The organism is Nesterenkonia alba DSM 19423, assembly GCF_000421745.1.
GTDB lineage: Bacteria > Actinomycetota > Actinomycetes > Actinomycetales > Micrococcaceae > Nesterenkonia > Nesterenkonia alba.
Genome location: NZ_ATXP01000009.1, coordinates 43413 through 68704, shown reverse-complemented (window position 1 = coordinate 68704; position 25292 = coordinate 43413). Strand labels below are relative to the sequence as shown.

Annotated in this window: 21 protein-coding genes and 3 tRNA genes; 17 read left to right on the top strand and 7 right to left on the bottom strand. The window is 63.4% G+C overall.

Translation table 11 applies throughout. The features are described from left to right. Nucleotides 1-2 precede the first annotated feature (2 nt). The 3 genes from H578_RS0108025 to H578_RS0108015 are packed head-to-tail and all read left to right on the top strand — an operon-like array spanning nt 3 to nt 4953. Nucleotides 3-1226: an exonuclease SbcCD subunit D gene (locus H578_RS0108025; RefSeq protein WP_028464077.1), complete on the top strand. Its 1224-nt coding sequence runs from the start codon at nt 3-5 to the stop codon at nt 1224-1226. Beyond that, nucleotides 1223-4243, top strand: coding sequence for an AAA family ATPase (locus H578_RS0108020; protein WP_022873179.1), 3021 nt, complete (start codon nt 1223-1225; stop codon nt 4241-4243). Before H578_RS0108025 ends, H578_RS0108020 begins: the two co-directional genes overlap by 4 nt. Then, nucleotides 4240-4953, top strand: coding sequence for a hypothetical protein (locus tag H578_RS0108015; protein ID WP_156837267.1), 714 nt, complete (start codon nt 4240-4242; stop codon nt 4951-4953). Before H578_RS0108020 ends, H578_RS0108015 begins: the two co-directional genes overlap by 4 nt. Here the strand turns inward: H578_RS0108015 and H578_RS14130 are convergent. Together H578_RS14130 and H578_RS0108005 are read right to left on the bottom strand one after the other, a co-directional pair. Beyond that, on the bottom strand, nt 4883-6394 hold the full coding sequence (locus tag H578_RS14130; protein ID WP_022873177.1) for a malate:quinone oxidoreductase: 1512 nt from the start codon (nt 6392-6394) through the stop codon (nt 4883-4885). The two genes, H578_RS0108015 and H578_RS14130, sit on opposite strands and share 71 nt — an antisense overlap. Nucleotides 6395-6458: 64 nt before the next feature. Continuing rightward, on the bottom strand, nt 6459-8114 hold the full coding sequence (locus tag H578_RS0108005; RefSeq protein ID WP_022873176.1) for an ABC transporter substrate-binding protein: 1656 nt from the start codon (nt 8112-8114) through the stop codon (nt 6459-6461). Nucleotides 8115-8204: 90 nt separating this feature from the next. Between H578_RS0108005 and H578_RS0108000 the strand changes: the two genes are divergently transcribed. Continuing rightward, nucleotides 8205-8675, top strand: a complete 471-nt coding sequence (locus tag H578_RS0108000; protein WP_022873175.1) for a hypothetical protein — start codon at nt 8205-8207, stop codon at nt 8673-8675. A 114-nt stretch (nt 8676-8789) separates the two neighbouring features. Then, nucleotides 8790-9659 carry a hypothetical protein gene (locus H578_RS0107995; protein WP_156837266.1) on the top strand — a complete coding sequence of 290 codons (870 nt, stop codon included), beginning with the start codon at nt 8790-8792 and terminating at the stop codon, nt 9657-9659. Between the two features lie 91 nt (nt 9660-9750). Here the strand turns inward: H578_RS0107995 and H578_RS0107990 are convergent. Beyond that, a tRNA-Leu gene (locus H578_RS0107990) sits at nt 9751-9831 on the bottom strand. A 36-nt stretch (nt 9832-9867) separates the two neighbouring features. Beyond that, the gene (bcp, locus tag H578_RS0107985) at nt 9868-10347 is read right to left on the bottom strand and encodes a thioredoxin-dependent thiol peroxidase (RefSeq protein ID WP_022873173.1); all 480 of its coding nucleotides are present in this window, start codon (nt 10345-10347) and stop codon (nt 9868-9870) included. A gap of 49 nt (nt 10348-10396) precedes the next feature. On the opposite strand from bcp, the gene H578_RS0107980 reads away from it, so the two are divergent. Continuing rightward, complete coding sequence (locus H578_RS0107980; protein WP_022873172.1) at nt 10397-10912, top strand: hypothetical protein; 516 nt, start codon at nt 10397-10399, stop codon at nt 10910-10912. Nucleotides 10913-10933: 21 nt separating this feature from the next. Here the strand turns inward: H578_RS0107980 and H578_RS0107975 are convergent. Beyond that, nucleotides 10934-11006, bottom strand: a tRNA-Lys gene (locus H578_RS0107975). A gap of 91 nt (nt 11007-11097) precedes the next feature. Further along, complete coding sequence (tig, locus tag H578_RS0107970) at nt 11098-12498, bottom strand: trigger factor (protein WP_022873171.1); 1401 nt, start codon at nt 12496-12498, stop codon at nt 11098-11100. A 170-nt stretch (nt 12499-12668) separates the two neighbouring features. Here tig and H578_RS0107965 point away from each other — a divergent pair, with 170 nt between their 5' ends. The 3 genes from H578_RS0107965 to H578_RS0107955 are packed head-to-tail and all read left to right on the top strand — an operon-like array spanning nt 12669 to nt 17537. Then, nucleotides 12669-14249, top strand: coding sequence for a leucine-rich repeat protein (locus tag H578_RS0107965; RefSeq protein ID WP_022873170.1), 1581 nt, complete (start codon nt 12669-12671; stop codon nt 14247-14249). 17 nt (nt 14250-14266) lie between these two features. Next, a complete protein-coding gene (locus H578_RS0107960) occupies nt 14267-15388 on the top strand; it encodes an SLC13 family permease (protein WP_169558510.1) in 1122 nt (373 codons plus the stop codon). A gap of 34 nt (nt 15389-15422) precedes the next feature. Beyond that, on the top strand, nt 15423-17537 hold the full coding sequence (locus H578_RS0107955) for a hypothetical protein (protein ID WP_022873168.1): 2115 nt from the start codon (nt 15423-15425) through the stop codon (nt 17535-17537). 29 nt (nt 17538-17566) lie between these two features. On the opposite strand, the gene H578_RS0107950 is transcribed toward H578_RS0107955, so the two are convergent. Beyond that, nucleotides 17567-17640: transfer RNA gene (locus tag H578_RS0107950), tRNA-Pro, on the bottom strand. Between the two features lie 146 nt (nt 17641-17786). On the opposite strand from H578_RS0107950, the gene H578_RS0107945 reads away from it, so the two are divergent. The 8 genes from H578_RS0107945 (at nt 17787) to gcvH (ending at nt 25234) form a co-directional block, all read left to right on the top strand. Further along, nucleotides 17787-18395, top strand: a complete 609-nt coding sequence (locus H578_RS0107945; RefSeq protein ID WP_022873167.1) for an ATP-dependent Clp protease proteolytic subunit — start codon at nt 17787-17789, stop codon at nt 18393-18395. 47 nt (nt 18396-18442) lie between these two features. Beyond that, nucleotides 18443-19099 (top strand): ATP-dependent Clp protease proteolytic subunit, encoded by a 657-nt coding sequence (locus H578_RS0107940; RefSeq protein WP_022873166.1) that lies wholly within the window; start codon nt 18443-18445, stop codon nt 19097-19099. Nucleotides 19100-19117: 18 nt separating this feature from the next. Next, nucleotides 19118-20410: an ATP-dependent Clp protease ATP-binding subunit ClpX gene (gene clpX / locus H578_RS0107935; RefSeq protein ID WP_022873165.1), complete on the top strand. Its 1293-nt coding sequence runs from the start codon at nt 19118-19120 to the stop codon at nt 20408-20410. Nucleotides 20411-20491: 81 nt separating this feature from the next. Further along, a complete protein-coding gene (locus H578_RS0107930) occupies nt 20492-21778 on the top strand; it encodes an extracellular solute-binding protein (RefSeq protein ID WP_022873164.1) in 1287 nt (428 codons plus the stop codon). Beyond that, nucleotides 21775-22719: a carbohydrate ABC transporter permease gene (locus tag H578_RS0107925; protein ID WP_022873163.1), complete on the top strand. Its 945-nt coding sequence runs from the start codon at nt 21775-21777 to the stop codon at nt 22717-22719. Before H578_RS0107930 ends, H578_RS0107925 begins: the two co-directional genes overlap by 4 nt. Beyond that, complete coding sequence (locus tag H578_RS0107920) at nt 22719-23567, top strand: carbohydrate ABC transporter permease (RefSeq protein ID WP_022873162.1); 849 nt, start codon at nt 22719-22721, stop codon at nt 23565-23567. Before H578_RS0107925 ends, H578_RS0107920 begins: the two co-directional genes overlap by 1 nt. A gap of 33 nt (nt 23568-23600) precedes the next feature. Further along, nucleotides 23601-24851 carry an ABC transporter ATP-binding protein gene (locus tag H578_RS0107915; protein ID WP_022873161.1) on the top strand — a complete coding sequence of 417 codons (1251 nt, stop codon included), beginning with the start codon at nt 23601-23603 and terminating at the stop codon, nt 24849-24851. Then, a complete protein-coding gene (gene gcvH / locus H578_RS0107910; protein WP_022873160.1) occupies nt 24848-25234 on the top strand; it encodes a glycine cleavage system protein GcvH in 387 nt (128 codons plus the stop codon). Before H578_RS0107915 ends, gcvH begins: the two co-directional genes overlap by 4 nt. The last annotated feature ends 58 nt before the right edge of the window (nt 25235-25292 follow it).

The following is a 25292-nucleotide window of genomic DNA, read 5'->3' as shown; positions in this document are numbered from 1 at the left end:
CCATGAGGCTGTTACACACCTCGGACTGGCACCTCGGGCGCGGGTTCCATGGGGTCGACCTGCGTGAGACCCAGCAGGAGATGATCCGCACTGTCTGCACCGCCGTGGAGGAACACCAGGTCGATGTCGTGCTGATTTCCGGTGACGTGTTTGACCGTGCGCTGCCGCCGGAGTGGGCGGTCCGGGAACTCAGCAGCTGTCTGCGCCGGTTGCGAGAGGCTGGTGCGGAGGTGGTGTTGACCTCCGGCAACCATGACTCCGCGGTGCGTCTGGGTGCTCACCGGGAACTGATCGCCGCCTCCGGGGTGCATATTCGCACTGGTCTGACCGATGCCTGGACCCCGGTGGAGATCGAACGGGATGGCGACCGCCTGTTGGTCTACGGGGTGCCGTATCTGGAACCGCAGGTCTACGCCGCGGAGCTCGGCGTGGAGCGGGCCAATCACACTGCGGTGATGCGTGAGGTGATCGGCCGTATCCGGGCAGATATGGCCACCCGCACAGGGCACGACGCCGCCACGCCGGTGGTGGTGATGGCTCACCTCTTCGCCGCTGGGGGTCAGGCCAGCGAGTCTGAACGGCATATCGGGGCACCAGCGGCACCGGAGGAAACTCTCGATCACCAGGAAGACACTGTGGGTGGGCTGGCGGTGGTGCCACTGGAACTCTTCGAGGGATTTGACTACGTGGCCTTAGGGCACATTCATGGGCGGCAGACCCTCACCGACCGTATCCGGTACTCGGGGTCTCCCATTCGGTATTCCTTCTCCGAGGAGCATCAGCACAAAGGGGCTTGGCTGATCGAGACCACCCAGTTAGGTGATCCCCAGGCGGCGGTCACTGGCTTGGACTGGGTAGTCGGGCGAGGGGTCACACGGCTTCAAGGGACTCTTGCCGAGGTGCTCGATCCGGTGACAGTGGACAGGTTCAGGGACCATTTTGTCCAGGTCACCCTCACCGATGATGAGCGCCCCGAACGGGCTTACCCGCAATTGCGTCAGGTCTACCCCCACCTGATGCAGTACAGCTATGCCGGGGCGGGGTTAACCCGGTCGGTGGGAAGCTATGCCCAGAAGCTCGATCGTGCGGAGAGTGAACTCGACGTCGTCGCCGATTTTCTCGACCATGTGCGCCACCGCAAAGCGACCGCTGAGGAACGTCAGATCGTCGAGTCGGCTTTGCAGGCCGTGCGGTCCACGGCCGCGCAATCTGGGGAGAAAGCATGAAGTTCCACCGTCTGGAGATCTGCGCCTTTGGGCCGTTCGCCGGCACGGAGGTGGTGGACTTTGACGCGCTCAGCGCTGACGGTCTGTTCCTGCTGCGCGGTCCCACCGGATCAGGCAAGACCTCTGTGCTGGATGCCATCACCTTTGCCCTCTATGGGGATGTGCCCGGTGAACGCGGCAATGATGGCCTGAAGTCCCAGCACGCCCCGGTCGGGCGCCAGCCCTACGTGGAGTTGGAGTTCTCCCGGGGGGAAGACCGGTTCAAGGTGCGGCGCATCCCGCGCTACTGGCGGCCGGCCAAACGTGCCGGGGCTGCCGACCAGCAGGAGGGCCCGGCCCTGTTCTTAGAACGGTTCGAACACGCTGGGTGGAAGTCCCTTGCGGTGCATCGGATCGCCGAAGGGGACAAGGAGCTTAAGGACATCCTCGGGTTAGACATGGGGGAGTTCACCAAGGTCATCATGCTTCCCCAAGGGGCCTTCGCGCAGCTGATGCACGCCTCCAATGAGGAGCGCCGCAGGATCCTGGAGCAGTTGTTTGACATCTCGACGTATGAGCACCTGGAGCACTACCTGTGGGAGCGTAAACGGGAATCCGAAGCTCAGCTGGCGCAGCTGAAGACTCAGATCGGTGTGCGCAGTGCCGCTGTGCAGTCGGCGGCCGCATCCCTGTTGGAGGACCGGATGCCTGCGGTGGAGGACCTTCTCCCCGAGGAGCTGGCCACATCCCTGCTGCAGCAGGGGGAAAAGGTGCGTGAGGAACTGCAGAACGCTGCCGCTGAGGCTCATACTGCTGCTGAAACCAGGAGCGGGGAGTATGAGGAGTTGACGCGTCGGCGTCGGCAGCTGCAGCGCTGGGCGGAGTTCTGCCAGCTCCGTGAAGCACATGAAGCTCAGCGCCCGCAGGTGGAGACCGCCGAGCAGCAGGTCACCGCTCACCGGGCAGCCGATGCGGTGCACCTGTGGCTTCGCCGGGCCGATGAGGCCCGGCAGCAGGCCCAGCAGCAGGCTGAGGCCCACGCTGCGGCTGAGCAACGAGCCGTTGAAGCCCTGGCTGCGCAGTCCGATGTTCAGGCCCGCACCGTGCAGGATGCGGCTCAGCAGATCCCCCCATTGCTTGCCCGGCTCACCGACCCGGAGACAGCCGGGCTCGAAGACGAGCACGCCGCAGTGCACACCACGGCACAGAGGGCCGGCGATGCGGCAGCAGCTGCTGGCACCGAGGCCGAGCAGGCGGCACAGAAGCTCGCCGTCACCGAACAGACCCTGATGCAACTGCAGTCGCAGCTCATCGGTGCCGAAGAGACCGATGAGGCTCTCGACCGGGCCCAAGAGGCTGTGACGGCGGCTACCCGCCAGGTTGAGCAGATCACCGAACGCGATGAACTCACCACCCGGGCGGCCACATTACGCCGACAGGTGGCCGAGGCTGCCGACCGAGTGGAGAACCAGCAGGAGGTGTATCAGGACCTCTCCCAGGGGCACCTGCGTTCTCTGGCGTATGAACTGGCCACCCAGCTGGAACCCGGTAGCCCGTGTATGGTCTGCGGATCCACCGAGCACCCGGCCCCCGGCCAGCAGGAACCTGACACCGTCACCCGGGAAAGGGTGGACGAGGCCGCCGAGAAGCTACAACAGGCCCGCTCCCGGTGGGACACGCTCCGGGACAGGCTGAAAACCGCCGAAGACAACCTCCAGCAGGCGCGTGGAGCCCTGGGGGAGGCCGCTGACCTGACAGCAGAGCAGGCTCAGCAGCAGCAGTCTCAGGCGCAGGAGCAGCTCACCGCGGCTCGGAAGCAGCGCATCGCTCAGCGGGAGCTGAGTCAACGGGTGGACCAGGTGCGTGAAGAGGTCAACGACCTGCGCGAAGCACACACCGCAGCCCTGCACCGGGCCGAACGGGAGGCCACTGAAGCCAAGCGTCTGCACGCTGAGGCCGACCGGCTGGCCACTCGGGTGGCCACACTGCGTGGGGACCATCCCACAGTGGGGGCCCGAGTCCAGGCCCTGGAGGAACTGCTGAAAGTGGTCACCGCCGCACAGCAGGCCCAGCACCAGGCAGATCAGGCAGCCAGCCAGGCGCAGCAGCGCGTCGATGAAGCCGCTGCCTCCCTGCAGGAATCACCGTTCGACGACGCCGAGGCGGTCACCGCCGCATTGCTCGCCGAAGAGGAACTCACCCGGCTGGAAGAACTCATCACTGGGTTCACCCGCACGGAGGAACGACTACGAGCCCAGGCGGCTCTGGACGAGGTACAGGCCGGGAAGGCGCGGGCGGAGGCTCAGGAGCAACTCCCCGATGAGGACCAGGTCGAGTCTGCTCGCCTCCGTGCGGAGGAAGCCGCTGCCCACGCCCAGAGCGCACGGGACCGTCTCACCGAGTACACCGCGCAGCTGGCCGGTCTCAAACGCGGCCTCGCCGAGTTGGAAGAGACCCTCGCTGAACATCAGCAGCAGTCCGCCGCGGCTCAGCGAGAAGCTGAACTCGCCGAGGCGGTGCGTGGTACCGGCGGGGACAACACGAAACGGATGAGGCTGACGACTTTCGTGCTAGCTGCGCGCCTGGAGCTGGTGACAGAAGCAGCCTCCCGGCATTTAGGGGCGATGACCGGTGGCCGTTACCAGTTGATGCTCGATGCTGAACGGTCTGGACGGGGACTGCGCGGGCTCGATCTGAAGGTCTATGACGAATACGCCGAACAGGAGAGGCCCGCTGAATCGCTCTCCGGGGGAGAGACCTTCATGGCGGCACTGTCCCTGGCCCTGGGACTGGCCGAGACGGTCCAAGCAGAATCCGGGGGGATTGGTTTGGACAGTCTGTTCATCGATGAGGGTTTCGGTTCTTTAGACGATCAGACCCTGGATGCTGTGATGTCCGCGCTGCACACCCTCCAGGGGGAGGGGCGTCGGATCGGGGTGGTGAGCCACGTGACGGAGATGCACCAGCAAATCCCTACCCAGCTGCGGGTGAAGACCTCCCGTGCCGGGTCGACCTTGGAGATGGTGGTACCAGGATGAGCGCTCCCGTGGGGCTTCGGCTGCTGTCTGCAGCGGCACGGCTACCGGCGGTCTTGCTGCCACCGGCGGTGGCGATCGGGGTCGCAGGTGATTACCGTCCGGTGGTGGCAGCCGCAGCGGTGGTGGCTGCACTGTGCGGCACCGTGGTGGGCTCTCGGGTGGCGGTGCTGGCCGCAGCCCGGTTCAGTGTGCGCAGTGTGGCGGTCTCCACTGCTGCAGTCCACGTTGTGGTCCTTGTGCTGCTCATCACCGCAGCTGGGCACACCGCCGCCCCCGTGGTGCTGATCCTGTTCAGCTTCGCTGCTGGGGCCTCAGCTCCACCGGAGCACGCGGTGGACCCCCACCGCCGGCTCGACCGCACGGTGTTCTTCCTCGCCGCGGTGGTGGCTGTGGGATTCGCCCTGGCCTTCGAGGGCACCGGACTGCTGGTGGCTTCGGCAGTATTGACTGCCCTGGCCGTTCCGGCCCTGGAGATGGTCCGTGACAGCGAAGACCACCTGCCGGTTCACCCCATTGCCCTGCTGAGTGCAGCGGAGGCACTGTGGTGGGGAGCCGGCGTCGTGCTCATTGTGGTGTTCTCCGCTGTGGCGGAACTCGTTGAGGCGCGGTGGACTGTGGGACTGGTGGTGGTCAGCCTGATCAGTTGTCGAGTTGCAGCACCGAGCTGGTCCGCTCGTGCACCTCGGCGAGCAGCTTCGGGTCCTCATTGAGTAGCCGCCCGTATGAGGGAACCATGCTCTCCAGGCGTGGTTTCCACGCCTGAGCCTGAGCGGGGAAGCACTGCTCCAGCAGCCGGAACATGATGCTCGGTGCCGTGGAGGCTCCGGGGGAGGCGCCCAGCAGCCCGGCGATGGACCCGTCACTGGAGGAGACCAGTTCAGTGCCGAACTGCAGAATCGGTTTGCCGTTCTCGTCCTGCTTCATCATCTGGACCCGTTGGCCGGCGGTGATGAGCTCCCAGGCGTCACCGTCGGCCTCGGGGAAGAACCGGTACAGCTCCTCGAGCTTCTTGGACCGGGACTTGGTGACTTCTTTCATCAGGTAGGTGGTCAGCTCAAAGTTGCTGACCCCCACGCCTAGCAGGGTCTTGAGGTTGTGCGGCCGCACGGAGAGCGGCAGGTCCAGGTAGGAGCCGGTCTTCAGGAAGTTGGTGGAGAACCCGGCGTAGGGGCCGAACATCAGCGAACGCCGGCCCTCCACAAACCGCGTGTCCAGGTGCGGCACCGACATCGGCGGCGCGCCCTTGGTCGATGCCAGCCCATAGACCTTCGCGTGGTGCTGTTCGGCCACTGATGAGTCCGTGGCACGGAAGAACTGGCCTGATACGGGGAAGCCGCCGATCTTGTGGGCCTCTTTGATGCCGGAGGCCTGCAGCAGTGGCAGGGCCCCACCACCGGCACCGACAAAGACGAACCGGGCCGTGGCGGTGAATTTCTCTCCGGAGCTGGACTTCACGGTGACGTTCCAGCGGCCATCGGTGCCGCGGCTGATGCCGGCGACTTCATGGCCGTAGCGGATATCCGTCCCGGCGCCCTCCAGGTGCGAGGCCAGCTGCCGGGTGATCGCCCCGAAGTCCACATCGGTGCCGTCGTCGAACTTGGAGGCCGCCACCCGCTGCTGGGGGTCACGGCCCCGGGTCAGTAGCGGCGCCCAGGAGGCGATGGTGTCCTGATCTTCGGTGTGCTGAATGTGGGAAAAGAGCGGCTCGGCGCGCATCGCCTCGTAGCGGGCCTTGAGGTATTCGGCGTTTTCATCCCCCCAGACGAAGCTGATGTGCGGCAGAGCGTTGATGAATGTGCGAGGGGAGCCCAGGACACCGTTGTCCACCCAGTGGGACCACAGCTGCTTGGAGACGTGGAACTGCTCGTTGATCCCTTTGGCCTTGGCGGTGGGGACCGACCCGTCAGCGGCTCGGGGGGTGTAGTTCAGCTCGCAGAGCGCAGCATGGCCGGTGCCGGCGTTGTTCCACGGGTCGGAGGATTCCTTGCCGGCACCGTCGAGCTTCTCGAACAGTCCCACGTGCCAGCTGGGTTCCAGCTCTTTGAGGAGGGTGCCCAGCGTGGTGGACATAATGCCGGCGCCGATGAGGATGACGTCGAAGCGGTTGTCCGGGCCGGATGGTTTGGGGGTGGTCGCTGGGGTCTCAGTCACAAGTGCTTCCTTCGCAACGTCTGTTGGGGCAGCGTGTCTCGTTTAGGAACCTTACCTGAGGATTTCAGGTCTCCTGAGCGGGGACGATCTCGGCGAACGGCTCGTTGAGGACCGGGGACATTGGGTAGTCGGCAACGCGGGAGCCCAGGGCCAGCCCGGAGATGGGGAAGGCAAGTGGCACAGCGGGCAGGTCTTCGGCGATGAGGGTGGCGGCTTCGGCGTAGAGGGCGGTGCGTTCTTCGTCGTCGGCTTCGGCGCGGGCCTCGGCGAGGAGTTCGACGACGTCGTCATTGACGTAGTGGAATTCTCGGCTCGGCACGGAGAACAGGGAGCCCAGGAAGCTGTGTGCTGAGCGGTAGCCGCCGTTGCGGCCCAGCAGGTGCATCGCCCGGTCGTCGTCGGCCATGAGTTCGTCCACGTAGCCGTCATCCCACTTCACCGGCCGCGGTTGGAGGACGAATCCCGCTTCGGTGAGGTTGCGGGCCACAGCGGCGTAAACCGCCTCAGGTCGAGGAAGCCAGCTGCGGGTGGTGGCCATCGGGTAGTAAAAGGGAAGTGGTTCGCCGTCGTATCCGGAGTCGGCCAGCAGTTCTTGGGCTTCTTCCATATTGTGTTCGTAGCGGGGAGCTTCTTCGGATTCCACCCCCAGAGACGGCGGGGTGAAGTGGTACGCGGCGCTGGTGCCTTCTAGGAACAGGTCTTCGACCAGGCTGGGCCGGTGGATGGCGCGGGCGGCGGCTTCGCGGATCTCGTGGTCACCCATGATGGGGTGTTCGAGGTTGAACCCCAGGTAGAGCACGGAGAAGGGGTCACGCTGCAGGATGATCCGCCCGGCCTGCACCAGGGGTCGGAGGTTGTCTGCGGTGATGTGGTCATAGACGTCGATCCGGCCACGGGTGAGTTCACGCAACCGGTCGAAGGAACGGGCGATGGGCCGCACCGTCACCGAACCGACGGCGGGTGCAGCGCCCCAGTAGTCCTCGAAGGCTTCAAGCCGTAGCCCTTGTTCGTCGGGCTCGGTCTCCACCAGACGGTAGGGGCCGGTGCCTTGGGGGCTGCGGGAGACCAGTTCCGGGTCGGCGTCGGAGAGCACGGAGGTCGAGGCGATGGCGAAGGCCGGCTGGGTCAGGGCCTGGAGCAGGAACACCACGGGTTCGGAGAGGGTGAGGACCACGGTGTAGTCACCCTCGGCCTCGACGTCTTCAAGCACGCAGGTCTCGTCACCGAAGAAGCCGCCGAAGACGGCCGGGAAGGCCAAGGGAGTAGAGCGGGCCACATTGCCGTACCCGTAGAGGTAGTCCAACTGTCCCCAGCGTTGGATATTGGCGACGACGACGTCGGCGGTGAGGTCTTCGCCGTCGTGAAACGTCACATTCCGGCGCAGTCGGAAGGTGTAGGTCAGTTCGTCCTCGCTGACCTCCCATTCCCGGGCCAGCAGCGGGGTGACCGAACCGGTGTCGGCGTCGATGCCGACCAGGGTTTGGAAAATTTGCCGACAGATCCGTTCAGTTTCGGTGTCCACCGCTAGGGCCGGGTCGAGTGAACCGGGGGTGGAGATCGCCCCGATGGTCAGTGCACCTTCAGCCGGGGTAGGGGGCTCCTCGGTTTCCGCCGGGTCGGTGTCTTCCGGATCGGGTGCCTCGGTGGCGGCGGTGAGTGTCAGGGCGACACCGCCGAGTCCGGCAGCTTCAAGCAGCTGCCGTCTGGATAGATACGTCACCCCGCGATTCTAGAGCCCTGGGCGCTGAGAGCAGGAAGTCATCCTGCGGGAGGATGTCGCCACCGTGGTCTGCCTCCTAGAGTCGGTTCCATGGCTGAGAACACAGAGAACACCTACCGTTTCCTCAATGACCCGTGGGCGCAGGCGGCCACAGTGGGTGCGTTGACTTTGGTGCCGGTACGGAAGTACCCCGGATGGTTGAAGACCACACTGGCGTGGGGGCCTGCGTTGGGTGCGGCCGCGATGGTGGCTACCCCCGGGGCGACCACCAAGGCGTTGCGCAAGCTCAGCGAGTGGGTTGGTGATGACCCGGAGGGTGTGCGTGAGGTGCACATCACTCCCGGGGCGCGGGCTGTTGCTGCAGTGACCGCTGGGGCGGTCATGTATGGCGGGTGGAAACTGTCGCTGTGGTCAGATACCGCGGTGGAGAACGTGGTGCGCAAATTGCGCGTTCCTGCACCGCGTGTGACGATGAGCCTCGCAGCCGGGTGCGCGACGTGGTGGCAGGTGAAGCAGGCCAACGAACGCGTGGCAGCCCAGAAGTCGGCCCAGTCCGCATAGGTCTGAACGATGAGGCCCGAGAACCTCAGACTCGGCGCCTCAGTAGCTGGCCTTTGTTTGAGGGGTCTGCGAGCATCTCCATAGTGTGTCGGAGTGAGCACGTAGGGTATTCAGATGAGCACTCGAACGTTGGCACCTGCCCTCTCCGTACTGGGTATCAGCCTGTTGGTTACCTCCTGCGTGGGTGATGCTTCCGCCACCGATGAACCGACGGCCACGGCCAGTGGTGAGTCAGCGGCAGGTGAGGCTGCGGCCGACGAGCGGGTTCCGCTGAGCGAGGAGGAAACGCAGGAGTTCGAGGACGGCGGACCACAGCCCCATGATCTCTATGCAGAACCCCGGCCTCCCGCGAGTGAAGATCCGCCCATATATGACTACGAGACGGTGCCCACGCCTGAAGCGCCGTTCGACCATTCCCCGGTGGAGCAAGCGTATTCTGACGCGCTCGAGGACGGAGCCGAACCTGATGAGGCTGGGCTGATTGAGTTTGAACAGCCTGTCATGGAACTGACGGTCAATGGCGAGACATTCACCGTTGATGGAGCCATTGACCCGGGTAGAGCCACGCCGCTGTATGAGGACCAACTCACTCAGGACGGCGTGGGGCCGCTTGCAGAGGAACTGACGAATATTCCGTGGCATAGCCGCAGAGAGGCGATGCTCCAGGACAATGCCACTGCCACAAGCTGCGGTGAAGGGACACAGCACCTGTGGGTAGCTTTCGACACTGATGAAGACCCCACCTGCTTTGAGGAACCAGGCGGGGTGATAGACCCGTATTTCCGCGGAATCAGTGCCTTTTGCGCCGTGGAGGACGCTCCTAGTGCGCGCACCGTTTACATGGGCTTCGGAGGGGAGCACTCATTTGACGTTGAGTGGGGAGGCCAGGACGGCTGGGACATGATGTACCGCGGCCCGAACGGGGAGGGTGAGAACAGCTGCTATGCGTTCACCCTCCCCGTCCGAGGAGCAACCACTGAGTAGATAGGCCCAACTGCCCGGAAACTCTGTGAGGTATTGCCTATATATGGGTCCCAGGCAGGCCGAGGTTGATGGAACGCTTAACTGAACCGGGTGCGCGAGGCGGGACTTGAACCCGCACGTCAAAGACACTGGAACCTAAATCCAGCGCGTCTACCAATTCCGCCACTCGCGCTTGCGCCGTCGAAGACTACGATGGCGACTCACTAGTCTACTCGGCTCCGGCCAGTCCTAGCTGCTTACGCAAACGAGTGACATGCCCGGTGGCCTTCACGTTGTATAGCGCGTGCTCCACAGTGCCGTTTTCATCAACCACGATGGTGGAGCGGATTAGCCCTTCCACCGTCCGGCCATAGTTCTTCTTCTCACCCCATGCGCCATAGGCCTCCGCCACCGCATGGTCTGTATCCGACAGCAGAGGGAAGCTCAAGCTCTGCGTCTGCGTGAACTTCTCCAACGCGGAGACCGGGTCGGGGGAAATCCCCAGCACCTGGTAGCCGGCCGCCTGAAGAGAATCCAGGGAGTCACGGAAATCGCAGGCCTGGGTGGTGCACCCGGGAGTGGAAGCCTTCGGATAGAAGTAGACAATCACCTTCTGGCCACGGAAGTCGGCCAGGGAGACGTCTTCCCCGGAAGCAGAGGGCAGGGTGAATTCGGGGGCGGAATCGCCCACAGACAAACGGTTGCTCATAGCCCCTAAGCCTATATTCAACCTCCCAGGTGGCACCTAGACTGGCCGCATGGTGATTCACACCGAGCGCAGCCCGGCCGAGGAAGGTCTCATCGCCGCCTTCCGTGCCCGTTTCGACGCCTCGGTGATGAACTTCGGGGCCTACAACCTGCTCTACGCAGAGAACGCCCTGGCAGCGGCTCAGAGCCCCGGTGAGGAGATCTCAGCCCAGGAGAACCTCGTGGCCAGCCGGCACCTGCTGGTAGGTTACCGCCGCGAACCCGCGGAGATGGTGCTCTGCCCAGTGAACCTGGAGGAAGTGCTCACTGCCGCAGCCGGTGCCGACGTCGCCATCAGCCGCTCCGTACCGGTGCCCGTGAACCTGACCAACCTGGCAGGGCTGGCCGCTGAAGATTCAGAGGTAGAAATCGCTTTGTCCACCGGACGGCGAGTGAAACTGCAGCTACGCGAGCAGACACGGTTTACGTCCCTGCCGGAAGTGCCGTTGAACCAGCACCGCGACGTCGAGGATTTCTACGCATTCCTCGACCACTTCATGGATGCCGTGGAGAGAGTCCGCGCCTAAATGGTGCGGACAGAAAAGTCGTGGGCCCCCCGGGACTCGAACCCGGAACCTGCAGATTAAGAGTCTGATGCTCTGCCAGTTGAGCTAGAGGCCCGTCTCCGGGCAACGACAGATAACCTTAGCACCCGCTGAGAGCGGCGGGCAACTTCGCTGCCGCCCGCCGCTCTACGGGTGAGAAGAGGACGTTACTCCTTCTCCTCCGGGTCCTGTTGGGCCTCGGAATCCTCCGTGCCCTCAGCATCAGCGTCGGCCTCGGTGGTCTCGGCTGAGTCGGCGACGTCGTCGTCCTCGCTCGGTGGGTTGACGAACTCACTGAGGTCGACGTCGTTACCTTCAGTGTCCACCACCGCAGCGTGCTCCAGCACCTTAGCCAGGGCCTTACGGCGCCGCACCTCACCCAGAATCATCGGGATCTGGCCAGCCTGCTCAAGCATCTGCGCGAACTGCTGTGGCTGCATGCCGTACTGGCCCGCGGTGGCCACGATGTACTCAATGACCTCGTTCTGCTCAACCTGGATCTCCTCGCGCTCGGCGACGATGTCCAGCACCAGTTCATTACGGAAGGCCTCTTCGGTGCGCTTGCGGATCTCCTCGCGGTGCTCCTCGGTGTCATGATCGTCACCCTCGGAGTGGCCCTGGGAGCTGAAGTGCTGCTGCACCTGCTCCTCCACCACACCAGCCGGCACCGGAACCTCCACCAGGTTCACCAGCTTCTCCAACACCTTGTCCTGAGCCTCGGCCCCCTGCTGCTCCACGAGCTTCTCAGCGGCCTTCTTCTTCAGGTCCTCGCGGAGCTCCTCAATGGTGTCGAACTCGGAGGCCATCTGAGCGAACTCGTCGTCAGCCTCGGGCAGTTCCCGCTCCTTGACCGCGGTGAGGGTCACCGTGACCTGCGCCTGCTCACCGGAGTGCTCCCCGCCGGCCAGGGTGGTCTCGAAGGTGGCGTCCTCACCCGGGGTCAGGCCGTCAAGTGCCTCATCGAGGCCCTCGAGCATGTTGCCGGCCCCCACCTGGTAGGACAGGCCCGTGGCGGAGTCGACTTCCTCGCCGTCGATCTTGGCAACCATGTCGATGGAGACAAAGTCACCGTCACCAGCTGGGCGGTCAATCTCCTTCAAAGTGCCGAAACGGCTGCGCAGCTCGTCGAGCTCCTTCTGGACCGCCTCGTCGTCGACCTCGCGGGCTTCGACCTGAACCTCAAGACCCTTGTAGTCAGGCAGGTCGATCTCCGGCTTGATGTCCAGCTCACCGGAGAACTTCAGCACACCCTCATTGGTCTTCGGGTCAGGGATCTCCTCGACCTCCACCTCGGGGCGGGAGAGCGGGCTGATCTCCGCGTCGGCCAGACCAGCCTGGTAGAACTCCTGCAGCCCATCATTAATGGCCTGCTGGATGACATACTCCCGGCCGATGCGCTGATCGATGATGGCCGCAGGCACCTTGCCCTTGCGGAACCCAGGGATCTGAACCTGACCGGCAATGCTCTTATAAGCTGCCTTGATCTTGGGCTCGAGCTCCTCGCTGGACACCTCGACGGTGAGTTTGACTCGAGTCGGATTCAGTTCTTCGACGGTACTCTTGACCACGTAAGGGCTCCTGTAAGGATGTTGAGGGGACTGGTCGTAGGCCGCACTAGCCTAACGTCTCGCGGCCATGACCGCCATTCTGCCTGCGTCATCCACCCTGTGGCGACGTCGTCGTCGGCTAGCATGGGGCAGGTGTCAACGCGGCCGATGCACATGAGGGGGTTGGGGGATTGGCGGAAACAGACGTCGTAGAAGCGGTTCCGCGGTTTAAGGCGTACAGCGGTGAGGACCCGTTCTGCTTCATCAGCTACTCGCACCGTAACACCACCGAAGTCCACGACCTGATGGCCGTGCTCGCCGACCACCGATTCCGGTTCTGGTACGACGACACCATGGAAATCGGCAGCGACTTCCGCGACGAACTCCGCCTGCAGATCAGCCGCTGCAGTGCCTTCGTCATGTTCATCTCCAACGAGTCCATGAACTCCAAGTTCTGCGGCATGGAGCTCATCACCGCCCACCAGCTGGGCAAGCGGATCTACCCGGTGATGCTCTACCCCGATGTGCAGATCCCACCGGCACTGCAATTGATCCTGGAGAATCTCCAACACGTCAAGGGGTACACCTCTGAACCCCGCTACGTGGAAAAACTCGTTGAAAGCCTGCCCCCGGAGACCATGGAACGGCTGGTCATCGAAGACGGCGTCGTACTCAGTGCCATCGACAACGGCCGTCACGTCGACATCCCCGAAGGTGTCACCAAGATTGCCGACGGCGCCTTCAAAGAACGCCTCCAACTACAGACCGTCAGCCTGCCGGACTCCCTGGTGGAGATGGGCCGGGAAGCCTTCCGCGGCTGTACCGCCCTCACCGGGATCGAACTCGGACCCAATTTGGAGCGCATCGGACACAGCGCCTTCCGTGACTGCACCGGGATGGAAAACCTCGCCATGCACAACCCCGAGGCCTACCTCGGCGGACGCGTGTTCGAAAACTGCGTCTCCCTGAAGAACGTCATCGTGCCCGACGAACGCGAAGAAATCGCCGAAGGCTCGTACAACTCCTGCTCCTCGCTGGAATCCTTTCCCTTCCCCTCCAAACTGAAAACCGTAGGGGAGGGCGCCTTCGCCGACTGCACCGGGCTACGGGAAGTCGTGCTACCGGAGGAGACCTTCAAAATCGACTCTGGAGCCTTCGCCGACTGCACGAACCTGCAGCGGGTCCACATCCCCGACCGGCTCTCCAAGATCGGCCGGTTCGCCTTCAAAGGGTGCTCAAGCCTGAAGAGCATCGATATTCCCACCGGGGTGAGCAATATCAGCTCCGATGCGTTCCGTTCGGCCAGCAGTCTGGAAGAGATCCGGGTGGAGGAAGGCAACCGCCACTACAAGGACCAAGGCGGGATCCTCTACAACAAGCCCAAGTCCACCATCGTGGCCTACCCACCAGCGCGCGACGTCGACTGGTTCGTCGTTCCCGACAGCGTGGTCTCCATTTCCTCCTGGGCCTTCGCTGACGCCCGGGCGCTGACCAGCATCGAACTGCCCGACTCCGTTGAAGACATCGGCGAGGGAGCCTTCTACAGCTGTACCGGGCTGACCGAACTCGTGGTGCCGCCGTCGGTGACCTACATCGATGACATCGCCTTCCGTAACTGCACCGGGCTGCGCCGGGTGGTGCTCCACGAGAGGCTGCTGCACATCGGCTGGGGTGCCTTCCACGGCTGCCCGGATGTGGAGATCGCCTGCCCGCCGAACTCCTACGCCTGGGGATACTGCGCGGAGAACGACATCCCGCACACCGCCCTGTGAGTCGGCAGGCCGGTGCCGTGACGAGCTCATCCCTCCTGCAGACCCTCCGCGGCTGGATCGTCTCCCACACCTTCGCGGGCATTGCAGTGCTACTGGCTGTGGCCAGCTGCTTCGCCGTCCCCCCGGACGGGGAATACCTGGACTACATCGACTACCGGACCATCGTGGCGCTGACCTGCATGCTCACCGCCATTGCCGCCCTGGAGCGGGTGCACGTGTTCACCATCGCCGCCGAACACCTGGTGACCCGGCTGCGCAGCCGCCGGAGTCTCATCACCGGGCTGGTCCTGCTGACCGGGATCGGATCTATGGCCATCTCCAATGACATGGCCCTGTTGACGTTCCTGCCCATCGCCGCCCGGGCGCTGAAGATCACCGGCGATGAACGCTACCTCGCCTACGTCTTCACTCTTCAGGCCGCTGCAGCCAACCTCGGCGGAATGATTATGCCCTTCGGCAACCCGCAGAACATCTTCATCTACCAGACCTATGAGATGAGCTTCGGGGAGTTTGTCTCCACCATGGCCCTGCCCTTCAGTGTGGCGCTGGTGGTGCTGACCGTGATGGCTCTGTCGGTACGCAGCAGCCGGGTGGTCCCGCTGCCACCGGCCACCACTGGGGACAGAACCCGCACCCTGCTCTACGGGCTGGGCTTCGCCCTGGCGGTACTGGTGGCCGTACGGGTCTTACCGGTGTGGGTGGGCCTGGCCGTGGTCGCCCTGCTGATCCTCTCTGACGTAGCGATCGCCGCAGGCATCGACTACGGGCTGCTCATCACTTTTGTCAGCTTCTTCATCATCACCGGGAATATCGCCCGCATCGATGCGATCTCCACCACGGTGACCTCCATGGTGGAAGGCAACACGCTCATCGCCGCAGTCCTCGCCAGCCAGGTGATCTCCAATGTCCCCAGTGCGATTCTGCTCAGCGGGTTCACCGAGAACTGGCGAGAGCTGCTGGTGGGAGTCAACGTGGGCGGCGTCGGGACTCTCATCGCATCCCTGGCCAACCTCATCGCCTTGCGGCAGTTCCAGGTGCACTCCTCGCACGGGATGGGGCGGTTCCTGGTGCTGTTCCTGGCGGTCAACCTGGGGCTGCTCATCCTGCTGACGGCACTGATGTGGGTGGTGTGGTCATGATCCGGGCCCGACGACGTGAAGTAGGTTTAATCCCATGAGCGCACCTGAGCTGAGCGCACCTCAGCCTTCCCTCTGGCAGCGGAGCAAAGACTGGTACCGCAGTCACCGCGGTCTCATTGTGCTCTGCCTGGTGGTGCTCATCGCCATCCTGGGCACCTGGGGAATCCGCATCGCAGCCCCGGAGAAGCCTTGGGACTGGACCGCCTACCACGTGCTGCGGCTGTTCACCCTCAACACCCCACCGGTACCGGATGAGGCGAATGTCCCCTGGCAGCTGAATCTGGCGCGGTTCCTCGCCGCGGCGGTGCTGTTCTACGGGGTGGCGCTGGTGGCCTACCGGATGGTCTCTGCCCGCCGGGTGATGTCGAAGGCTATTCGCTTCCAAGACCACATCGTCATCCTGGGGCACAGTGAGGAAGTGGTGCCTGCGGCACTGAACCTCAAGGTGCGCACCGGTCAGAAGGGGCGGCGTGGCGGAAAGTGGCTGCGCCGCGTGGTGGTTATCGGTCAGCTCAGCGAGCACGAGCGGCTGGAACTGGCATCGGCGAAGATCGCTCACCTCAGCGCAGTGCCGGATACCTACCTGCAGAAGATCCTCGCCGGAGCCGAGCGGATCGTGGTGATGGACCTTGACGACGAATACACCACCGAGCTGGCTCAGAAGGCCCGGCACTTCGCTGATGAGAAGACCCCCATGTTCGTGCTCTTCAACGACCGCAAAGTCGCCGAGCAGTGGCGCAACGAGACCGGGGACTTAGCCCTGTGCCGCTCCAGCCTGGTGGCCATGATGCTGCTGCGTCAACAGCCGCCCTACGCCGAGGACGCCGTCTCCCCGCCGCCGATCGTCGTGGGGGATTCTCCGGTGGCCGGGGCGATTCTGCGGCGCATTGCCGTGGGTTGGCAACAACCCGCTGAGCAGCGCCACGTGCAGGTCGCCTCCCGGGATGAGGAGTGGATCGAACCGGCCATCATCGGGGTGGAGGACAAAGTCCAGGTCACCTGGCGGCGGATGAACCCCTATGTGGAAGTCTGCGCGGAGACTGTCCGCGGGATTGTGGACTCCTGGGTGCGGGACCACAAAGAGCGCTATGCCACGGCCTCGCCCACCATCTATGTGGCATACCGTTCGAGCGTGCATTCCAGCCCGATCGCTAAGAAACTGGCGAAGAAACTTCCAGAAGCCACTGTGGTCGCCGTCGTGCGTGACCGTGAGACCTGGGAGATCCCCGGTGCCGAGACCGACCAGTTGACCTTGGTTTCCCCGCGGGAGATCCTCTCCAGCGCCGACACCATCTTGCTGCACCCCCATGATCTGCTGGCCAAGGAGATCTCCGCGGACCAGGCCCGCTGGCCGGCGGATATGCCGGGGCTGTTCGAGTCACTGCGTGAACCCGGTGCCCGGCCGGATGAAGTGGCAGCAGTGCAGGCGGTGGCTGAGCAGATCAAGGAGATCCTCGGTGCCGCCGGGGTGCGCTTGGCCTATGACGACAACGACGACGACGCCGTCACCATCCTCGCCCCGGATCAGCTGCGTGCGGTGGCCGGTGCACTACGGCAGACCCTGGATCAGGTAGACGGGTACGACCTCACCCGTGCCGGTGATGAGCAGGAGCAGTTCCACCGGCTGGTGGAGTTGGCTTCGCGGCTGCCGGTGCTGGTCTCGCGCTGCGGATGGTCGCCGGTGAGTGCTCGTAGTGCTGAGCAGCGTCGCTTCACCCAGAACCTGAAACACCTGGCTCAGCAGGCTCATGCCCAGTACGTACAGACCGCGCAGAAGACCGCGAACGCCACAGAGTCGGCCAACGCGGAGCGGGCGTGGGAAGAACTGGACAGTTACGCGCAGCGGTCGAATATTGCGCAGATGGCGAATATTCCGGTGAAGCTGGCTATTGCGGGACTCTCCTGGCGGGTGAGTGACCATCCGGCCATCGCCGAGTTCACCGATGAGCAGGTGGAGCAATTGGCGGAGTTAGAACACCGCCGGTGGTTCCACTTTGAGCTGCGCAACGGACGCACTGACCACAAACATCAGCGCGAGTGGGATGAGCTCACCGACGGGCAAAAGGAATACGATCGCGAACCCGTCCGCCGGTTCCCCGTACTGTTGGCCGAGATCGGCCTGGAGATCACCCCGGCAACGCTGTCCTGACACGTCACAACGGACGGGACAACACACGGTCGGGACAACAGGATTTGAACCTGCGACCTCCCGCTCCCAAAGCGGGCGCTCTACCAAGCTGAGCTATGTCCCGGTGCCCGCCTCGTGAGCAGACTGCACGAGTCTATAGTGTCGCGTGTGCCGACGGCGAACACCCCCGTGTGGGCGCCGTGGTGTGTCACCGGTGTGAAGTAGTGTTCTGGATCAGAACGCACTGACCCAAGCGACGAGGAGAAGTCCATGTCTGAGCAGCTGCCCACGGCCTCGAGCGTGGATCCGGCATCCCAGGAGAACTACATCTACAACCGGCTCCTCAAGGAGCGGATCATCTGGCTGGGCTCCGAGGTGCGCGATGAAAACGCCAACACCATCTGCTCCCAGATGTTGCTGCTCTCCGCCGAGGACCCCGAGCGTGACATCTACCTCTACATCAACTCCCCGGGTGGTTCGGTCACCGCCGGTATGGCGATCTACGACACGATGCAGTTCATCCCCAACGACGTCGTCACCGTCGCCACTGGCCTGGCCGCCTCTATGGGGCAGTTCTTACTGTCCAGTGGAACTCCCGGGAAGCGCTTCGCCACTCCGCACGCCCGCATTCTGATGCACCAGCCCTCCGGCGGCATCGGCGGTACCGAATCCGATGTGCGCATCCAGGCCCAGCTCATCCAGCACATGAAGCAGGTCATGGCCGAGTTGACCGCCGAACAGACTGGCCAGTCCATCGAGACCATCCTGCGGGATAACGCCCGCGACAAGTGGTTCACCGCCGAAGAAGGGCTCGAATACGGGTTCTTCGACAAGATTGCCCAGCGCTCCCACACCGTCTCCGGCGGCGGAGGCGTCTGAGCCGCCCGGCCCGGAGCACCGCAGGACTTCAAGGACACAGGAGAGACATGAACTTCACCGCTGACCAGACCCCCGAGGCAGTTCCCGCAACCGCCGCACCGGCAAGCCGCTACGTCCTGCCGCAGTTCGAGGAGCGCACCCCTTACGGTTTCAAGCGCCAGGACCCCTATGCCAAGCTCTTCGAAGAGCGCATCGTCTTCCTCGGTGCCCAGGTGGATGACGCCTCCGCCGATGACATCATGGCCCAGCTGCTCGTGCTGGAATCCATGGACTCCGAGCGGGACATCACCCTCTACATCAACTCGCCCGGTGGTTCCTTCACCGCGATGACTGCCATCTACGACACCATCCAATACATCCGCCCCCACGTGCAGACGGTATGCCTGGGGCAGGCCGCCTCCGCAGCTGCAGTGCTGTTGGCCGCCGGAACCAAGGGCAAGCGTTACGCCCTGCCGAATGCCCGGGTGCTCATCCACCAGCCGGCTATGGGCGGGGCTCGTGGTACTGCCACCGACCTGGCCATTCAGGCCGATGAGATCCGCCGGATCCGCACCTGGATGGAACAGGTGCTGGCTGAGCACACCGACCGCAGCGCCGAACAGGTCAGCGAAGACATCGACCGGGACAAATTCCTCTCTGCCGAGCAGGCCAAGGAATACGGCCTGGTCGATGAGGTGCTGGCCTCCCGCAAACTGCCCGTCTAGAAGCGTAGGCTGGATTCCATGGCACGACTTGGCGACAGCGCTGACCTGCTCAAGTGCTCCTTTTGCGGGAAGAACCAAAAGCAGGTCCGGTACAAACTCATCGGCGGCCCCGGCGTCTACATCTGCGATGAGTGCATCGAGCTGTGCAACGAGATCATCGAAGAGCACCTCAACGAGGTCGCCGAGCCCCATGACTTCGAGCTGCCCACGCCTAAGCAGATTTACGACTACCTCGATGAGTACGTCGTCGGGCAGAACAAAGCCAAGCGCACCCTCGCTGTGGCGGTGCACAACCACTACAAACGAGTCGCTGCCACCGGCGCCTCAGCGAAGACCGCCTCCATCGGAGGAGGGGAGTACGACGACGTCGAAATCGGCAAGTCGAACATCCTCATGATTGGTCCCACCGGGTCGGGGAAGACCTACCTGGCCCAATCCCTGGCCCGGAAACTGCAGGTTCCGTTCATCGTTGCCGACGCCACTAGCCTCACGGAAGCCGGTTATGTGGGTGAAGACGTGGAGAACATCCTGCTCAAGCTCATCCAAGCCGCCGATGGGGATGTGAAGAAAGCCGAACAAGGCATTGTCTACATCGACGAGATTGACAAGATCTCCCGCAAATCCGAGAACCCCTCCATCACCCGGGATGTCTCCGGGGAGGGTGTCCAACAGGCCCTGCTGAAAATCCTGGAAGGCACCACGGCCTCTGTGGCGCCGCAGGGGGGACGAAAACATCCTCAGCAGGAATTCATCCAGATCGATACCTCCAATGTGCTCTTCATCGTTTCGGGGGCCTTCGCCGGATTAGAGGAGATCATCGAGTCCCGGGCCGGCAAGAAGGGCATCGGGTTCGGGGCTCCGCTGTCCACCTTGACTCGGCAGGAAGTCAGTTACGCCGACGTCGAGCCCGAAGACCTCCACAAATTCGGGCTCATCCCCGAGTTCATCGGGCGACTTCCCGTGGTGGCCACCGTTGAAGAACTCGACCGCAGTGCCCTGGCTCAGATCCTCACCGAGCCGAAGAACGCGCTCATCAAGCAGTATCAGAAAATTTTCTCCATCGACGACGTCGAACTCGAGTTCACCGAGGACGCTATTGAAGCCGTCGTCGAACTCGCCGAAGCGCGCGGCACCGGGGCCCGTGGACTGCGCAGCATCCTGGAAGCCGTGCTCAACCCCATCATGTTTGAACTCCCTGACCGTGAAGACATCGCCACGGTCACCATCACCGGCGAGGTGGTCCGCGAAGGCGCCGAGCCTCTGCTGCTGACCAGGGCCGAAGCCAAGAAGCTCCGCAAAAAGACCGCCTGACATATCAGGCCCGCTGGCATATAGTGTGCGTAGCAGACCGATGATGTGAACGGCATCACCTCGATGTGGAGGTAAAGGTTTATGACGGGCTCCCGACCACGGGTGGCTGCCACGGCGATGATCGCCGCACTGGCACTGACCGGATGCGGGGAGACAGACGACACCCCCGTGCTGACCTGGTACATCAACCCCGATGACGGTGGACAAGCCGCACTGGCCGAACAATGCACTGACGAGGCCGACGGCGAATACATCATTCAGACGTCCCTGCTGCCCAATGACGCCCCCGCCCAGCGGGAGCAGCTGGCCCGTCGCCTCGCCGCCGGGGACTCATCCCTGGACATCATGTCCGTCGACCTGCCCTTCATTCCCGAGTTCGCCGAACCCGGATTCCTGGCTCCGGTGCCCGACGATGTCGCCGAGAACACCACCGAAGACACTCTCGATGGGCCCCTGGAAGCCGCCACTTGGGGTGATGAACTGGTCGCCATCCCCTTTACCGCAAACCCACAGTTGCTCTGGTACCGCGAATCGGTGGCTGAAGAAGCCGGTTTGGACATGGACGAACCCGTCACCTGGGATGACATCATCGACGCCGCCCGTGAGACAGACACCTACCTCGGTATCCAAGGCGTGCGGGAAGAGTCCATGACCGTCTGGGTCAACGCGCTGATCGCCTCCCAAGGGGAGACGATCCTGGCCGACGAACAGGCAGAAGCCGACCAACTCCAACCCCAGCTGGGCTCCGAAGCCGGGCAGCGTGCCGCAGAGATTATCTCCACCATCGGTTCCGAAGGGCTCGCCGGGCCCGGTGTCGCATCGCTTGACGAGGAACAGGGCATGCGGCTCTTCCAGGGGGACAACGGTTCCTTCATGGTCAACTGGCCCTTCGTCTGGCCGGCCACCAACGCTGCAGTCGAAGGTGGAGACCTCGACGAAGAAGTCCTCGACGACATCGGATGGGCGCAGTACCCGCGGGTTGAGGCCGACACCGAATCCGCCCCGCCACTGGGCGGAGTGGCACTGGCCGTGGGGGCCGAATCCGAACACCCGGACCTGGCCTACCAGGCGGTGGAGTGCATCGTTCAACCGGAGAACCAAGCCGACTACTTCCTCACCGACGGGCTGCCGCCGTCGTCGGACTCCGCCTACGCCGACGACCGCTTCGAGGATGAATTCCCCATGGCAGAAGATATCCGGGAAGCGATCGACAACGCTGCGCCCCGGCCGCAAACCCCCTTCTATAACGAAGTCTCCGAAGGCATTCAGAGCCGGTTCACCCCCATCTCCGGGATTGACCCGGAGACCACTGGTGAGCAGACCGACACCTTCATCCAGCAGGTCCTGCGAGGGGAGCGACTGCTATGACGGCCACCGCGGAGAAAAACCCCGCCTCCCGCCGCGCCCGGCAGGAAGCCCGCCTCGGCTGGTACCTGGCCGGCCCGGCCTTCCTAGTGATGCTGGCGGTCACCGCCTACCCCATCGCCCAGGCGTTGTTCGACTCGTTATTCAGCCACCGGCTCACCGCTCCCGACGAGCGCGAATTCATCGGCCTGGGCAACTACACCACCATCCTCACCGACCCGGTCTTTGGGCGGGCCATGGCGGTGACCCTGTTCATCACCGTGGTGACCGTCGCTGTGGAGCTGGTACTCGGCTTCGCCCTGGCGTTGGTGATGCACAAGGCGCTCAAACGGCTCCGAGGGCTGCTGCGAACCTCCATCTTGGTGCCCTACGGGATCATCACTGTGGTGTCCGCCTTCGCCTGGTACTACATGTTCGACATCAACTCCGGGTTCATCAACAGCTGGTTCTCCTGGGTGCCTGGGATCACCGAAGACCTCGACTGGTTTTCCAACTTCTGGACCGCGGTGACGGTCATCATGCTCTCCGAGATCTGGAAGACCACTCCATTCATCGCCCTGCTGCTACTGGCCGGGCTCGCCCAAGTCCCCGATGACCTGCTGGAAGCGTCACGGGTTGACGGTGCCACCTGGTGGCAGCAGATGTACAAGGTCATCATCCCCAATATGAAGGCCGCCATCATGGTGGCGGTGCTCTTCCGGGCCCTGGATGCCTTCCGGATCTTCGACAACGTCTTCATCATGACCGGGGGAGAGGCCGGTACCGAAGTACTCGCCCTGCTGACCTACCACCAGACGATCAGCCGCCTGGAGATTGGGCTCGGTTCAGCGCTCTCGGTCATTATGTTCCTCTGCGTGGTGCTGATGTGCTGGGCAGCCATCAAACTGTTCAATGTGGACCTCGCCCGGGGTACCGACGCCTCATCGGGGAAGGGGGAGAAGTGATGGCAGCCGGAAAGCTCACCTCCAAACAGCGAGTGGCCTGGACCTTCTTGACCATCGGGGTGCTGCTCTATGCACTGTTCCCCGTGGCTTCGATCTTCGTCACCAGCTTCAAGACCCAGGCCGACCTCGGCAGCAACCAGTTCTGGCCGACCACCTGGACCTGGGACAACTACGAGATGATCTTCGTCGGCGGAGCACAGGAACTCTTCCTCACCGCACTGCGCAACTCGATCGGGATCACGCTCATCGCCACCGCAGTCGCCGTCGTCCTCTCCACGCTGTGCGCCTACGCCATCGCCCGGCTGAACTTCCCCGGCAAACGGATCATCCTGGGCACCGCACTGGCGGTTTCTATCTTCCCGGTGATCTCCGTGGTGACCCCGCTGTTCAACCTCTGGCGGACCATCGGGCTCTACGACACCTGGCTCGGACTCATCATCCCGTACCTGTCCCTGACCCTGCCGATCTCCATTTGGACCCTCTCGGCGTTCTTCCGGCAGATCCCCTGGGAGCTGGAACAGGCGGCACTGGTTGACGGTGCCACCCAGTGGCAGGCCTTCCGCAAGGCCATCGTCCCCCTGGCGGCACCCGGGGTGTTCACCACCGCGATCATCGCGTTCTTCATCGCGTGGAACGACTTCGTTTACGGGATCTCCCTGACCTCCACTGAGGCCGCACGCCCTGTGCCGGCTGCTCTGGCATTCTTCACCGGGGCCAGCCAATTCGAAGAACCTACCGGGGCGATCTCCGCCGCCGCCATCGTGGTCACCATCCCCGTGGTGGTACTGGTACTGCTGTTCCAACGGCAGATTGTTTCCGGACTGACCCAGGGTGCAGTCAAGGGATAGACGTCGACGGCGAGAACGAAAGGACCACAGAACATGGCTTCGATCAGCATCAGAAATCTCGTGAAGGAATACGGGGACGGCTACCCGGCTGTCAACGACGTCTCCCTAGAGATCGAGGACGGCGAATTCGTCATCCTGGTGGGCCCTTCGGGCTCGGGGAAATCCACGGTGCTGCGGATGATCGCCGGGCTGGAAGACATCACCTCTGGTGAGCTGCTCATCGACGGTGAACGGGTCAATGAGAAACCCCCGCGCGAACGCAATGTGGCCATGGTCTTCCAGAACTACGCGCTCTACCCGCACCTGTCGGTCTACGAGAACATTGCCTTCCCCATGCGGCTGCACAAAGGTCAGTTCAGCAAGGAAGAAGTCGACCAGAAAGTCCGCAAAGCCGCCGAGACCCTGGAACTGACTGAACACCTGGACCGCAAGCCGGCCAACCTCTCCGGTGGGCAGCGTCAGCGGGTGGCCATGGGGCGGGCCATTGTGCGTGAAGCCGCCGCGTTTCTCTTCGACGAACCGCTGAGCAACCTGGACGCCAAGCTGCGCGGCCAGATGCGCACCGAGATCTCCCAACTGCAACGGCGGTTGAACACCACCAGCGTCTACGTCACCCACGACCAGACCGAGGCGATGACCCTCGGTGACCGGGTCGCGGTGCTGAAGAAGGGTGAACTGCAGCAGGTGGCCTCACCGCGGGAGCTCTACGAACAGCCGCTGAATCTCTTTGTGGCCGGATTCATCGGAGCGCCCTCGATGAACTTTTTGCCCGGAAGCGTGGAAGGCACCACGCTGAAAACTCCCATCGGGGAGATCGAGCTGAACGAGAAACAAGCCGAGGCCGGGCGTGACAAAGAAGTGGTCCTCGCCGGTATCCGGCCGGAGTTCTTCGACGAAGCCAGCCAGGTTGACGCCTCCCAGCGAGCCAAAGGCCAGGTCTTCACCGCAGAGCTCTCCCACACCGAATGGCTAGGCAATGAACAGTACGCCTACGTCAACTATGAGAACGACCCGCGGGTCACCGACGTCCTGCAGTCCCTGGCCGAAGACATGGACGCCGATGAGTTGCGCACCCAGCTGGTGGTCGCCGTTGACGCAATGTCCACGATCCGTGGCGGAGACACTGCCGAGTTGTGGGTCAACACCCGGCGCATCCACCTCTTCGATCCCGCCACGGGGGAGAACCTCACCCGGGATGCCGAAGCCGGTGCCAGGCTGACCGAAATGGCACGCGAAGACCGGCAGCGCGAAGCCGAGCGCGCGGGTGCTAAGTTGTCCTCATGAGTAACATTCCGGAGAGCCTGAAATACAGCGCCGAGCACGAATGGGTTGCCCCCGCAGAGACTGAAGGAGTGGTCCGGGTCGGCATCACCGACTTCGCTCAGGACGCACTCGGTGAAGTGGTCTACGTGGAACACCCGGAAGAAGGTGCGACCGTCTCCGCCGGTGATGTGGTCGGAGAAGTCGAATCCACCAAATCGGTCTCCGATATCTACGCTCCGGTCAGCGGGGAGATCGTGGCGGTCAACACCGCGCTCGACGACGAACCACAGGCCATCAACGCAGAACCCTACGGTGCCGGCTGGCTCTTCGAACTCAAGCTCTCCGACAGCTCCGAACTGGATAAGCTGCTCACCGCAGAGGAATACTCGAAGCAAGCCGGGTGACTGTTATATAGTTGTGATCTACTATAGGTAGGTCACAGTTAAGTAGCGCCAAGGAGGA